The 12680-nt window shown below is 71.3% G+C and carries 15 protein-coding genes; 9 read left to right on the top strand and 6 right to left on the bottom strand.

Features of this window, described 5'->3' with window-relative positions; translation table 11 throughout:
* The first annotated feature begins 42 nt into the window (after positions 1 to 42).
* From WFI00_RS07635 to WFI00_RS07620, 4 genes are read left to right on the top strand one after another with little or no spacing between them, the layout of a single operon-like run.
* Positions 43 to 909 carry a substrate-binding periplasmic protein gene (locus WFI00_RS07635; RefSeq protein WP_336631975.1) on the top strand — a complete coding sequence of 289 codons (867 nt, stop codon included), beginning with the start codon at positions 43 to 45 and terminating at the stop codon, positions 907 to 909.
* Between the two features lie 54 nt (positions 910 to 963).
* Entirely contained in the window at positions 964 to 1674 is a 711-nt protein-coding gene (locus tag WFI00_RS07630) for an amino acid ABC transporter permease (RefSeq protein WP_336631976.1), read from the top strand.
* Positions 1671 to 2324, top strand: coding sequence for an amino acid ABC transporter permease (locus tag WFI00_RS07625; protein ID WP_336631977.1), 654 nt, complete (start codon positions 1671 to 1673; stop codon positions 2322 to 2324). Before WFI00_RS07630 ends, WFI00_RS07625 begins: the two co-directional genes overlap by 4 nt.
* The gene (locus WFI00_RS07620; protein WP_336631978.1) at positions 2321 to 3049 is read left to right on the top strand and encodes an amino acid ABC transporter ATP-binding protein; all 729 of its coding nucleotides are present in this window, start codon (positions 2321 to 2323) and stop codon (positions 3047 to 3049) included. Before WFI00_RS07625 ends, WFI00_RS07620 begins: the two co-directional genes overlap by 4 nt.
* 7 nt (positions 3050 to 3056) lie before the next feature.
* On the opposite strand, the gene WFI00_RS07615 is transcribed toward WFI00_RS07620, so the two are convergent.
* The 5 genes from WFI00_RS07615 to WFI00_RS07595 are packed head-to-tail and all read right to left on the bottom strand — an operon-like array spanning position 3057 to position 6550.
* Positions 3057 to 3392 carry a TraR/DksA family transcriptional regulator gene (locus WFI00_RS07615; RefSeq protein WP_336631979.1) on the bottom strand — a complete coding sequence of 112 codons (336 nt, stop codon included), beginning with the start codon at positions 3390 to 3392 and terminating at the stop codon, positions 3057 to 3059.
* Positions 3389 to 3796 carry a VOC family protein gene (locus WFI00_RS07610; RefSeq protein WP_336631980.1) on the bottom strand — a complete coding sequence of 136 codons (408 nt, stop codon included), beginning with the start codon at positions 3794 to 3796 and terminating at the stop codon, positions 3389 to 3391. The genes WFI00_RS07615 and WFI00_RS07610 overlap by 4 nt, the downstream gene beginning before the upstream one ends.
* Positions 3797 to 3837: 41 nt before the next feature.
* On the bottom strand, positions 3838 to 5457 hold the full coding sequence (locus WFI00_RS07605; protein WP_336631981.1) for a hypothetical protein: 1620 nt from the start codon (positions 5455 to 5457) through the stop codon (positions 3838 to 3840).
* Between the two features lie 8 nt (positions 5458 to 5465).
* Positions 5466 to 6086: a signal peptidase I gene (locus tag WFI00_RS07600; RefSeq protein WP_336631982.1), complete on the bottom strand. Its 621-nt coding sequence runs from the start codon at positions 6084 to 6086 to the stop codon at positions 5466 to 5468.
* A gap of 11 nt (positions 6087 to 6097) precedes the next feature.
* A complete protein-coding gene (locus WFI00_RS07595) occupies positions 6098 to 6550 on the bottom strand; it encodes a hypothetical protein (protein WP_336631983.1) in 453 nt (150 codons plus the stop codon).
* Positions 6551 to 6778: 228 nt separating this feature from the next.
* Here WFI00_RS07595 and WFI00_RS07590 point away from each other — a divergent pair, with 228 nt between their 5' ends.
* From WFI00_RS07590 to WFI00_RS07570, 5 genes are all read left to right on the top strand, one after another.
* Positions 6779 to 7033 (top strand): hypothetical protein, encoded by a 255-nt coding sequence (locus tag WFI00_RS07590; RefSeq protein WP_336631984.1) that lies wholly within the window; start codon positions 6779 to 6781, stop codon positions 7031 to 7033.
* Positions 7034 to 7128: 95 nt separating this feature from the next.
* The gene (purL, locus tag WFI00_RS07585; protein ID WP_336631985.1) at positions 7129 to 9465 is read left to right on the top strand and encodes a phosphoribosylformylglycinamidine synthase subunit PurL; all 2337 of its coding nucleotides are present in this window, start codon (positions 7129 to 7131) and stop codon (positions 9463 to 9465) included.
* Positions 9466 to 9470: 5 nt separating this feature from the next.
* Positions 9471 to 9605, top strand: coding sequence for a hypothetical protein (locus tag WFI00_RS07580; RefSeq protein ID WP_336631986.1), 135 nt, complete (start codon positions 9471 to 9473; stop codon positions 9603 to 9605).
* Positions 9606 to 9821: 216 nt separating this feature from the next.
* The gene (locus tag WFI00_RS07575; protein ID WP_336631987.1) at positions 9822 to 10913 is read left to right on the top strand and encodes a hypothetical protein; all 1092 of its coding nucleotides are present in this window, start codon (positions 9822 to 9824) and stop codon (positions 10911 to 10913) included.
* Positions 10914 to 10956: 43 nt separating this feature from the next.
* Positions 10957 to 11721 (top strand): hypothetical protein, encoded by a 765-nt coding sequence (locus WFI00_RS07570; RefSeq protein WP_336631988.1) that lies wholly within the window; start codon positions 10957 to 10959, stop codon positions 11719 to 11721.
* A gap of 9 nt (positions 11722 to 11730) precedes the next feature.
* Here the strand turns inward: WFI00_RS07570 and WFI00_RS07565 are convergent, their stop codons facing one another.
* Positions 11731 to 12642: a glycine betaine ABC transporter substrate-binding protein gene (locus WFI00_RS07565; protein WP_442928310.1), complete on the bottom strand. Its 912-nt coding sequence runs from the start codon at positions 12640 to 12642 to the stop codon at positions 11731 to 11733.
* Positions 12643 to 12680 lie beyond the last annotated feature (38 nt).

Here is a 12680-nt window from a genome sequence, read left to right as displayed (position 1 = left end):
AGACCCGGATGCAACGACGCACCACGAAGAGGAGGACCCCCGATGTCCACACAGTCCACACGCCGCGGACGGTTCCGCGCGGCCCTGACCGCAGCCGTGATCGGCGGGGTCGCCGCGGCGATCACGCTCACCGGATGCGGGGCGGGAGGAGACGGCGCCGGAGGCGACCAGTCCCTGCAGCGTGTCCTCGATGCCGGCACCGTCAACATGGGCGCCTGCCTGACGCAGCCGCCGTGGGGATCGATCGCCGCCGACGGCACTCCGGAGGGATTCGACGTCGATCTGTCCCAGTCGCTCGCCGACTTCCTCGGCGTGAAGCTCGAGCTCCACGAGGTCACGGGTGCCGGCCGGGTGCCCGCGCTTCAGACCGGTCAGGACGACGTCATGGCCTGCACCTTCACGATCACCGATGAGCGCAAGAAGCAGGTCGACTTCGCCAACCCGACGATCGCGGCCGGCACGAGCCTGCTCGTCACGAAGGGCAGCGACATCACGACCGTCGCCGACCTCTCCGGCCGCAAGGTCGGTGTGACCAAGGGCGGCACCGCCGAGGTTCTCGTGGCCAAGCTGAACCCGGATGCCGACCTGATGCAGTTCGAGGTCCCCTCGGCGCTCTTCCTCGCTCTCGAGCAGGGACAGGTCGAGGCCGTCGTCGACGTGGCGAGCACGATCACCGCGGAGGCCGAGAAGAACCCGAACTTCCAGATCGCGCTCGACGGAGAGGTGGGCGACAAGACCTACTTCGCCCTCGGCGTGGCCAAGGGCAACGACGCGCTCCTCGAGAAGGTGAACGAGTTCATCGCGAAGTTCCATGAGTCCGGCGAGGACCTCGAGCTCTATCGGAAGTGGTTCGACCGCGAGCCCACCTTCGAGTTCATCGATCTCCCCGACACCGTCAACGTCGATTGAGTTCGCGTGGGGCGCCGCCCCGAACGGCGCCCCACGTGACAGACAGGACAGCGCGTGCTTCTCGTCGAGTACTTCCCTGACTTCGCCTACGGCTTCTGGCTGACGGCATCCGTCTCCCTCCTCGCCTTCCTCCTCGCCTGCGTGCTGGGGGTGCTGGGGGCGCTGGCCGCGCTCTCCCGGTCCCGCACCCTGCGGGCGATCAGCCGGACCTACGTCGAGGTCGTGCGGAACATCCCGCTCCTCGTCGTCGTCTACGTCTTCTTCTTCGGGCTGCCCTCGATCGGCCTGACGCTGCCGGGCTACGTCGCGGGGCTGCTCGCCCTCGCGGTCAACACCGGGGCCTACATGGTGACGATCATCCGCACGGGCATCGTCTCGGTCTCCAAGGGACAGCGTGAGGCGGCGCGGACGCTGGGGCTGTCCCGGTCTGCGACGTTCTTCGACGTCGTCGCACCGCAGGCGGCCCGCGCCGTGTATCCGCCGATGGTGAACGAGTTCCTGCAGCTCATCCTGCATTCGTCGATCCTGTCCGTGATCGCGGTCAACGAGCTGACCGGGGTGGCCCTCATCCTCAACGGCCGCACCTTCCAGACCATGGAGGCGTTCGGCACCGCGCTGGTCCTCTATCTCATCCTGACGAACGCCATCGCGTTCGCCGCCGACCGACTGGGGAAGGCCGTGTTCAAGGCTCCGCTCAACAGACCGCGCCGGACCGTCCGCGAAGGACTCGGTCGACTCGTGCTGCCCATGGGAGGACGCTCATGAACCCCTGGGAGGCGATCTGGGATCACCGGAACCTGATCCTGAGCGGTCTCTGGCTCACCGTCGTCATGTCGGTGATCACGATCGTCACGAGCACCCTCCTGGGTCTGGGCGTCGCACTGCTCTACCGTGCGCGCATCCCCGTGGTCACGCAGATCCTGCGCGGATACATCGAGCTCTTCCGCGGCTCACCGATGCTGATCCAACTCCTGTTCATCTATTTCGGAGCCGCGTACCTGGGCGTGCGGGGTTTCGTCCCCTTCGCTGCCGCGTGCGTGTCGATCACGCTGTACATCGGCGCCCTGAACGCCGAGGTGTTCCGCGCCGGTCTCGAATCCGTCCCCGACGGTCAGGTCGAGGCGGCCCGCACCCTCGGGCTGTCAAGGTTCGATCGCACCGTCTTCGTCGTCCTGCCCCAGGCGATGCGCATTTCGCTCGCTCCCCTCGTCGGGCAGTGGATCGCGCTGGTGAAGTACACCTCGTTCGCATCGATCATCGGCGTCCCCGAGCTCGTGCGGCAGGGTCAGGGGATCATCGAGCGCTACGGCGGTGCGTTCGAGGTGCTCACGGTCGTCGCGGCCCTCTACTTCATCCTCTGCTTCCCGATGTCCCAGCTGGCGTCGTACCTCGAAAGGAAAACGGTTCGATCATGATCATCGAGGCCAAGAACGTCCACAAGTCGTACGGCGATGTCGAGGTCCTCAAAGGCGTCGACCTGCGGGTCGAGAAGGGCGAGGTGGTCTGCATCATCGGAGCCAGCGGCTCGGGCAAGAGCACGCTGCTTCGCGTCGTGAACGCGCTCGAGACGATCGACAGCGGCGAGGTGTGGGTGAGCGGCATCGCCGTGCACGACCCGAAGACCGCCGAGCAGGTGCACCGCAAGGCGGGGATGGTGTTCCAGCAGTTCAACCTCTTCCCCCACCTCACCGTCCGCGCGAACGCATCGCTGGCGCTGCGCCGGGTGAAGAAGCTGGGCAAGGCGGAGGCAGCGGCGCGTGCCCAGGCGGCCTTGGAGAAGGTGGGCCTGGGCGACAAGGCGGACAAGTATCCGTCGCAGCTGTCGGGCGGTCAGCAGCAGCGCGTCGCGATCGCGCGCGCTCTCGCGATGGAGCCCGAGATCATGCTCTTCGACGAGGCGACCTCGGCGCTGGACCCCGAGCTCGTCGGCGAGGTCACGTCGGTGATGCGCGACCTCGCGGCTGCGGGCATGACGATGCTGGTGGTCACGCACGAGATGCGCTTCGCGCGCGAGACGTCGGACCGCGTGCTCTTCGTCAGCGAGGGCATCATCCTGGAGGAGGGCGCCCCCGAGCAGATCTTCACGGCGCCGCAGCATCAGCGGACCCAGCAGTTCCTCCAGCGCGTGCTGAACGCCTGATCCCCCGTCACACCGCACACGACACGCAGGTCGTCGCCATCGGCCGCGCCTCGAGCCGGCCGGGCGCGATCGCCTGCCCGCAGACGGCGCACACCCCGTACGTCCCCTCGGCGACCCGCGCGAGCGCGGCCGAGACCCCCTCGCGCTCCTCCCGCACCGAGCGGCGCAGTGCGTCGACGCGCTGCCACTCGCCGGAGAGCGTCGACCCCTCCGGGTCGTGCTCGTCGTCCGCCGTCGCGTCGGCGCGGTCGGCGCGCAGGGCCGCTTCGTCCGCCTCCAGGCGCGCGAGCAGTCCGTCCAGCTCGGCGGCCCGATCCCGGAGTCGTGCGATCGCGTCGGTCATCCGTGGTAGCCGATCAGCCAGGTGACTCCGTACCGGTCCCGCACCTGTCCGTCGTGGTCGCCCCAGGGCTTCCGGGCGAGCGGATCGACCACGTCGCCCCCGTCGGCGAGCGCGGCGAACCATTCCTCGAGCGTCGACGGTTCGGCGGTGCCCAACAGGGCGAACAGGATGCCGCGCGACTCGAGGCCGGCCTCCCCGGGCGCGGCGTCCGAGGCGAACAGGTCCACGGGTCCGCGGAGCTCCCCGTGCGCGATCGACTGCGCGGTCCGCTCGGGCGCAGCGTCGGTCCGGCCGAGGTCGGCGTAGGTGTGCAGCTGGAGCTCGCCGCCGAACACCCCGCGGTAGAACGTCAGTGCGTCGCGCGCGTCGCCGTCGAAGGAGAGATAGGGCGTCGGAGCGGTCATGCGGAGACGATACGTCCGCCGTGCGACGGACGCGAGGAGTCTCATCCGCAGGTGCCGGGCAGATAGTGGTGTCCCCCGGGCGACAGGCGCAGGAAGGTGAAGTCGCGCGGTGTGGTCGCCGAGACGAAGCGGGTGTCGGCGGAGACGGTGCCTCGCAGGAGGTATCGGGTACCGGATATCGGCGTGAGGGTGGCGTTCTCCGGCGCCAGGGACGAGGGGAGGACGTCGGCGCAGACGTAGTCGGCCAGGTCGATCTCGACCTCCCAGGGGACGTACCAGCGCGAGCCGCTGGTCACCTGCACGCGGAGCGCGACGTAGTAGATCGAGCTCTGCGGGTCGAGCGTGATCTGCGGGGTGTCGAATGTCGCAGGGTCGGCGGGCGGGATGTTCGCCCGCGCGCAATAGCCCGCGTACACGGACTCGCCGGGGTCGAGGGTGCGGTCCACGTCGGTGTCGCCGCCGAGCGTCCACAGCCCCGTCGACTCGTCGAAGCCCGTCGTCCGGGCATTCCAGATGCTCGTGAGGGCACCGCCGGAGGTGTTCGGGTCGATGATCCGCGGGTCGATGCCCCACAGCGGCGGCTTGGTCGTGTCGAAGGTCACGGCCCACTCCACGACCTCGGCGGACGTGTTCGTCACCTGGAAGCTGTGACAGAACGACAGGCTGCTGGTGGTCGTCACGGGCCCGCCGGGCTCCGAGAAGGTGAGCCGACCGTCGAGATCGACGGGCTGCGTGCCGTCGGCAGGGCCGTGGTGCTGCACCGCTCCGGCGAGGGCTCGCACCGCGTAGGCGTGTGCTCCTGCCGTGCGGTCGGGCGACGCGAGGTGCTGCGTCTGCAGCAGCACCAGCTCGTAACGGGCGATGGCGGAGACCGCGGGCCAGTCGCCGTCCGGATCGAGCCGTCGGATGTCCGCCGTGATCGTCGGGAAGTCGTCGACACCCGTGCCCTCTGGATCGACCTGCGCCCAGATGCCCTCGTTGTCGTCGGCGATGCCGACCACGCCCGCGTACACGTGCGTGGGCGGTGAGCCCGTGGACGACCCGTAGAGGGAGACGATCAGACGCCGGCCCACGAGGTCGTCGACCGTCGCATCGTGGACGTCGACGTAGAGCTCGGTCAACGTGTCGACGCCCTCGTGCGGCCGCGACTCGATCCCGGCGGCGAGACGATCGGACGGGTCGACGACACCTCCGACGAAGCCGGACAGCGTCCCGGACATGCCGCCGAGATCACCGGAGAGGACGGAGCTCGCCCCCGGGCCCGTCACGGCGACGGCCACATGACGCAGGTGCGCGACGGCGAGCGCGCACCCCGAGAACTCGAGGTCGGCCACGGGTCCGGAAGACGAGACGACCGCGGATGCGTCGCAACGACCCGCGGCGCCGTCGTCCACCGTGGCGACGATCACGTCTCCCGCCGTGAACGTCTCGCCCTCGTCGGCGGTGAGGTGGGCGGCCGTGACGCCGAGGGCGGACAGACCGACCGCGCCGGGATTCCACTCGACGGTGACCCCGGTGAGCGACCGGGTCGTCGCCGTCGCCGCGCCCAGAGCATCCGTCGTCAGACCGCCCAACGACGCAGCCGACGAGGGCGACACGCCCGCGAGCACGAGCAGCGCCAGCCCGGCGGCCGTCGCGAGGCGAGCTGTGCGTCCCCGCATCCGGCTGCTCATCGTCCCGCGCTCCCGTGCTCACCGGGCGCGGCGCCAGGGCGCGCACGACGGGGCCACGCCCACGCGAGGAACGCGAGCGCGGCGACCGCGCCGACCGCGGCCGGGAAGACGAAGCCCGCGACCGCGCCGGCGAGTCCGGGCACGCGCGCGACGGCGCGTCCGTACACGTCCTCCGGGCCGAACCGCCACGGATCCGGCTGCGGATTGTTGTCGCCCTGGCTGACGAACACGGGGCGCGGGCCGGACTCGTCGACCTCGCGGACGCGGTGGATGACATGCCCGCCGGCGCCGGCCTGACCGCCCGGGACGACGTACGAGACGACGTCGCCGACGCCGTAGGAGGGCTGTCGCATCGTGACGACGAGATCACCGCTGGAGAGCGTGGGCACCATGGAGTTCCCGCTGACGACGGTCAGTCCGAAGATCCCGCCCCAGGTCGCCGGCCAGAGCAGGACGACCGCGACGGCGGTGAGCACGAGGGAGAGCAGTCGGGGTATCGCGCGGCGGCGCCATCCGCGGCGATGCGCCTCCTGACGGGTGACGCGTCGACCGACCGACGGCGAGGGCTTCGGGGGCCCGTCGCCGCCGGTCGGGGCCGGGGCCCTGTCGCCGCTCACGCGCGCCGGCGTCAGGGCGTGGCGGTGACGCTCGACGTGACGGCTCCGCCGTTGATCACCACGGAGGCTCCGGTGACGTCGTGCGCCAGGATGTCGGACGGCGCGCTCCAGGTGGCGCCGCCATCCGTGCTCACGTACTCGCCGAGGGAAGCCCCGGACGTTCCGGTGAGCGTGAGGCGGACCTCCGCCGCGTCGGGGATGGATTCGTCGTCGTCGCTCGCGGCGATCGACACGCCCGTGACGACGTAGGCGCGGGAGGAGACGTCGTACGCGGTGTCCCACGACACCGAGACGCCGTTCTCGACCGGTGCGGCCACCGCGTTCGAGTTCGCACCGATGTGGTCGGTCTGCAGTCCTCCCAGCGTGGCCGCTGATGCGGAGACGATCGCGAAGACGGCGATGCCTCCGACGAGGGCGAGGGTTTTGCGCGCGGGCACGCGAGTGAGGTGAGGGAGCAGGGGCATGTCTATCTTTCTCTCGAACGGCGGATGGCACTCCCCCTCGACGGCCGGGGGATCCGCAGAGCGGAGGAAGGAAGCGTGTGTCGATGTTAGCATGCGCACGTGTACATGCCCAATCGTGCGTGTCGCTCCCCACAATCCATGCCGGCCGCGTCGTTCCGAGGGATGTCAAGCCCCGTGCGCAGGCCGCCCACGGGGCGGAGACTCGGAGCCCGAACGAAGGAGCACGCCATGACCGACCCGGACACCCAGCCCCGCATCGAGGAGACGACGGACCCCGCCGAGGGCGGCGATGCCACCGAGGCGACGGAGCCCAGCACCGCGGAGCTCACCGAACCCAGCACCGAGAAGGAGCCGGGCGAAGAGCCCACGGCGCCGAATCCGGAGGAGCCGTCGGCGCCGTCCCCCGACGAGCCGCTCGCGCCCAGCCCCGATGAGCCGAGCCACCACGCGGTCGGCATCGGGGTGATCGACGACGAGGCCTGACGACCCGCGCCGGCCGTGCGTGACCGGGATGGCGCGGCCGGGCGCGCGGCTAGACTGATGGCGTCCCCGGCACCCGAGTCTTGGAGCCCAGCCGCGTGAGCACCCCCGCATCCGACAACAAGGTCGCCGACACCGTCGAGAACGCCGTCCAGACGCCGGAGAAGGAGCAGCCGTACGCGGCGCTCGGTCTCAAGCCCGACGAGTACGAGCAGATCAAGGTCATCCTCGGCCGCCGCCCCACCTCGGGCGAGCTGGCGATGTACTCGGTCATGTGGTCGGAGCACTGCTCGTACAAGTCCTCGAAGATCTACCTGCGCCGCTTCGGCCAGAAGGTCTCGGAGGAGATGAGGGCCCGGCTCATGGTCGGGATGGGCCAGAACGCGGGCGTCGTCGACGTCGGCGAGGGCTGGGCGGTCACCTTCAAGGTCGAGTCGCACAACCACCCCAGCTACATCGAGCCGTTCCAGGGTGCGGCGACCGGCGTCGGCGGCATCGTCCGCGACATCATCTCGATGGGCGCGCGCCCCGTCGCCGTCATGGACCAGCTGCGCTTCGGCGACATCTCCGACCCCGACACCGCCCGCGTCGTACACGGCGTGGTCAGCGGCATCAGCTTCTATGCCAACTGCCTGGGACTGCCGAACATCGGCGGCGAGACCGTCTTCGATGCGGTGTACCAGGGCAACCCCCTCGTCAACGCCCTCGCGGTCGGCGTCATGCGCCACGAGGACATCAAGCTCGCCAACGCGACCGGCGCCGGCAACAAGGTCGTGCTCTTCGGGGCGCGCACCGGCGGCGACGGCATCGGCGGCGCGTCGATCCTGGCATCCGACACCTTCGCCGAGGGCGGCCCGACCAAGCGCCCCGCGGTCCAGGTGGGCGACCCGTTCGCCGAGAAGGTGCTCATCGAGTGCTGCCTCGAGCTCTACAAGGACGAGCTCGTCGAAGCCATCCAGGACCTCGGCGCCGCCGGCATCTCGTGCGCGACGAGCGAGCTCGCCGCCAACGGCGGGTCGGGCATGCGCGTCGACCTCGAGAACGTCCTGCTGCGCGACCCCTCGCTCACCCCCGAGGAGATCCTCATGAGCGAGTCGCAGGAGCGCATGATGGCGATCGTCGCGCCGGAGAAGCTGGATGCCTTCCTCGCGGTGACCGGCAAGTGGGACGTCGAGACGAGCGTCCTCGGCGAGGTGACCGGCGACGGCCGGCTGCAGATCTTCTGGCACGGCGAGCAGATCGTCGACGTCGACCCCTCGACGGTCGCCGTCGACGGCCCCGTCTACGAGCGCCCCGTCGCGTACCCGACCTGGATCGACGCCCTCCGCGACGACTCGGCATCCGCCCTCCCGCGCACCGACGACCCGGATGCCCTGAAGGGGCAGTTCCTGCAGCTGCTCGGCAGCCCGAACCTCGCCGACACGAGCTGGGTGACCAACCAGTACGACTACTACGTCATGGGCAACACCGCCCTCGCCTTCCCCGACGACGCGGGCATGATCCGCGTCGACGAGGAATCCGGCCTCGGCTTCGCGATCGCCACCGACTGCAACGGCCGCTACTGCCAGCTCGACCCGTACGCGGGCGCGCAGCTCGCCCTCGCCGAGGCGTACCGCAACGTCGCCGTGACGGGCGCGGCGCCCACCGCGGTCACCGACTGCCTGAACTTCGGCAGCCCGGAGAACCCCGAGGTGATGTGGCAGTTCGGCCAGGCGGTCGACGGCCTCGCCGACGCCTGCCTCGAGCTCGGGGTCCCGGTCACGGGCGGCAACGTCAGCTTCTACAACCAGACCGGCGACGTGCCGATCTTCCCGACGCCCGTCGTGGGCGTCCTCGGCATCATCGACGACGTCGCCCGCCGCATCCCGAGCGGGTGGCAGGATGCCGGCGAGAACATCTACCTCCTCGGCGTCACCGCCACGGAGCTCAGCGGCTCGGCGTGGGCCGGCACCGTGCACGGTCACCTCGGCGGTCGCCCGCCGGCCGTCGACCTCGCGGCGGAGAAGCGGCTCGCCGCCCTCATCCAGGCCGCCTCGCAGCAGGAGCTCGTCTCCAGCGCCCACGACCTCTCGTCGGGCGGACTCGCGCAGGCGCTCGCCGAGGCCGTGATGCGCTTCGGCGTCGGCGCCCGCGTGTGGCTGACGGAGATCATGGAGCGCGACGGCGTGGATGCGGCGACGGCCCTGTTCAGCGAGTCGACCGGTCGCGTCATCGTGTCCGTCCCGCGCGAGGAGGACGTCAAGTTCCGCGGCCTGTGCGAGGGGCGCGGCTATCCGGTCCTGCGGATCGGCGTCACCGACCCCGCCGCCGACGGCGACGAGGCGGCGCTCGAGGTGCAGGGGCTGTTCACGCTGACCGCGTCGGAGCTGCGTGCCGTGTCGACCGCGACGCTGCCGGCCGCCTTCGGAGCGACCGTCTCCGAGCCCGTAGGCTGAGGGCCATGAGCGATCAGGACGAGTACGCCGGCATGTCCGAAGCCCGCACCCGCCGCACCCGGATCGTGGCGTGGGTCGTCATCGCCGCCCTCATCCTGGTGGGCGGCGGAGCGACGGTCCTGGCCCTGATCTTCGGCTGACCCGTCTCTCCCCGCGCGTCACCCCACCCCCGCGTCGCGCCCCCGGCTCGCCCCACCCCGGCTCGCCCCACCCCGCCGAGTGTCCACGACGCGCGGCGGAGCGCGGCCCGCGCGCCGCGCGTCGTGGACACTCGACCCAGTGGAGGGGCGAGGGGCGAGGGGGCGAGAGGCGGGGGCTCCCGGAGCGCTTTCAGGCATGCTGGATAGCATGAGCCTGTGGATCCCGTATGGGCGGCGCTCGCCGAGTTCTGGTGGATCGGCCCGAGCGTGATCGGCGCCGGCGCCCTCGGCTGGGCGGGTCTGCGCGGGCAGCGGGGCGCGAAAGCCCGCCGTCTCGCCTACACCGCGTCGCTCGACGCCCTGCGCGCCGCACGGCAGGATGCCGCGACCGCCCGCGTCGCCGCACGGGTCGCCCGCGCCGAGCTGGCCCGCGCGCAGGCCGACCGCGCGGCCGGCCGTGCGAGTTCGAGCGACGTCGCGTCGGCGCGACGCGAGCTCGACCGCGCGCAGCGCGAGACGAAGGCCGCGGCGGCGACCCTCCGGGCGCGCCGGGCGACGGTCTCGGCGGAGCGGGTCGCCCTGGGGCGACGCGTCACCCATCCGTCCGATCTCCCGCTCGCGCGCCTCATGGCCGAGGACGACGCCGTGTCCGCCCGCTTCATGGAGTACGAGACCGACCCGGCGCGCATCCTCGCCTTCCCCGCGATGAGCGACGCGCGCGTGCCGATGACCGCAGCCTTCCTCGCCGAGCTGCGGACCACGCGCGCGCTCCGGCCCGCATCGGCGGATGCCCGCATCACGCCCGCGCAGTTCAGTGCGTACCGCGACGGCGTCACCCGGTTGGCGCGCGCCTTCCAGGCCGCCGAGGCGGAGGCGTGGCGCCTCGCCCGCGCCGAGGGCTCCGTCCCTCCGAGCGGCCCGGGTCCCGACCGCGACGCGACGCCCGCCGCGTGGGTCGTCTCCGCGCAGGAGATCGCACAGAACCTCACCCAGACGGTGCTCGCGCGCGGCGCGGAGGCCCTCGCCCGCGCGACCGCGGCCCGCGGCGGCTCCGACTCGCCCCGCACCTCCGACCCGCGTCCCGCTCCGGACTCGCCCCGCACCTCCGAATCGCGCCCGGCCCCCGGGCCCGACCGCACCCCCGGTTCCCCCCGTACACCCCGCACACCGACGGCGGATGCATCGCCGCCGCGCCCCGGCGAGGGCACGGGCGACGGCACGGACGGCGGCGCGCCGGGCCGTGGCGAGACCACCCCGCCGCCGACGTGGCCGATCCCCTCGCGCCGCACCCGGCCGCCCGGCGATTGAGTCGTCGTCGGAGACGTGCGATGCCGGGGCGTAGGCTGACACCGTGAGCGGGTTCTGGACCTTCGCGGGCGAGTATTGGTGGCTCGTGTTCCCGGTGATGGCCGTGCTCGGCGGGTTCGCCAAGCGGTGGGAGCTCGGCGCGCGCTCGCGCCACAAGCGGCGCCTCGAGATCCTGCAGGCGAAGGCGGCCCTCAAGGCGGCGCAGGCGCCCCGACAGGTGGCCTCCGCGGCGGAGCCGAAGCCGATCACGAAGCCGTCGCCGACCCAGCCGCAGCTCGAGAAGCTGTTCGCCGAACACGACGGCGTCACCTCACGCTGGCTGGAGTACGAGCTCGACGTCGCGAAGCTCATCGCCTATCCGACGATCAGCGACGGACGCCAGCCGCTGACGGCTGCCTTCCTGCGGGCGAAGAAGACGGCGGACCGTCTGCGTCCCGCGTCGCCGAAGGCCCACCTCACCGATCAGGAGCTCGCCGCCTACGCGAACGCGGTCACCGAGTACGAGGTCGCCTTCGACGTCGCCGAGCGCGAGGCGCGCCGGCTGAAGGACTCCGACTTCTCCGAGACCGAGCGCAAGCGCCTCAAGACCGCGCAGCAGCTCCTGTCGGTCGCCGTCGACGGTGGCGCGACCCCGGCCGAGCGCCAGGTCGCCTACAAGCGCGTCCGCGAAGAGCTGGAGGGGCTCATCGTGGTCTCGGACGACGCGATCACCGTGCTCGAGGAGAAGGTGGCGCTGCCCCTGGAGGAGTCGGGGAGCACCCGCCCGGACGACGGACGGGGCCCGGCCGCGGCCGCACCCCGTCCGTGAGGACCGCCGTCAGGACGTGAGGGAGTCCACCCACTCGCGGTTCTCGTCGATCCATGCCTTCACGACGGGACCGTAGTCGTCGCTCGAGCCCGCGTTGAACATCGCGTCCTCCAGGGAGTACAGCTTCTCGCTCGGCATCCGGAACCCCGAGATCCAGCCGTGGACCTCGGGGAAGTCCTGCGCGAACGACGTCGCGGCGACCGAGTGGATGCTCTCCGCCGCACCCAGCAGACCCTTCGGGTCCTCGAGGTCCTTCACCGGGAAGGCGTTGTAGGCCCAGTGCGGGCGCCAGAGCGTCACGGCGATGTTCTGGCCGGCGTCCGTCGCCTTCTTCAGCTCGGCGAGCATCGCCGGCGTCGACGACTCGACGAGGTCCATCTTCTCGAGGCCGTACCCCGGCACGACGTCGTCGCCCGTGATGCGCATGAGGCCGGACCCCGGCTCGATGCCGACGATCCGTCCGCCGAACGCGTCGGCGGATCCGGCGAGCTCGTCGAGGGAGGAGATGGGGGCGTCCTCGTTGACCGCGACGGTCAGCTTCGCCTCGTCGTTCCAGGCGCCGAGGTCCTCGACCTTGTCGCCGTACTGCTCCATGTAGTCGGCGTGGGTCGTGGGCAGCCACGTGTCGAGCACGACGTCGAAGTCGCCTCGGGTGAGCCCCAGATAGACGGGCGCGACGTCGGCGTACGTGAGCGTCACGTCATAGCCCTTGTCCTCGAGGATCGCCTGCCACAGGTGGCTGGCGGCGATCCCCTCGTCCCAGCCGTTGAACACGGCGATCTCGACGGGCCGGTCGGCGGGACCATCCGCGGTCCCGGAGCCGCCGGCACCCCCCGTGCCGGAGGCGCATCCGGCGAGGGTGAGAGCGGCGGCGCCCGCCAGGGCGAGCGTGCTCAGAACGTTCCTTCTCTTGGTCATCATGGCGTCCTCTCCGTCCGTGTGCTGTGCACGGACCGGTC

It is taken from the genome of Microbacterium sp. MMO-56, from assembly GCF_037146215.1.
GTDB lineage: Bacteria > Actinomycetota > Actinomycetes > Actinomycetales > Microbacteriaceae > Microbacterium.
This window is presented reverse-complemented; position numbering and strand designations above follow the sequence as displayed.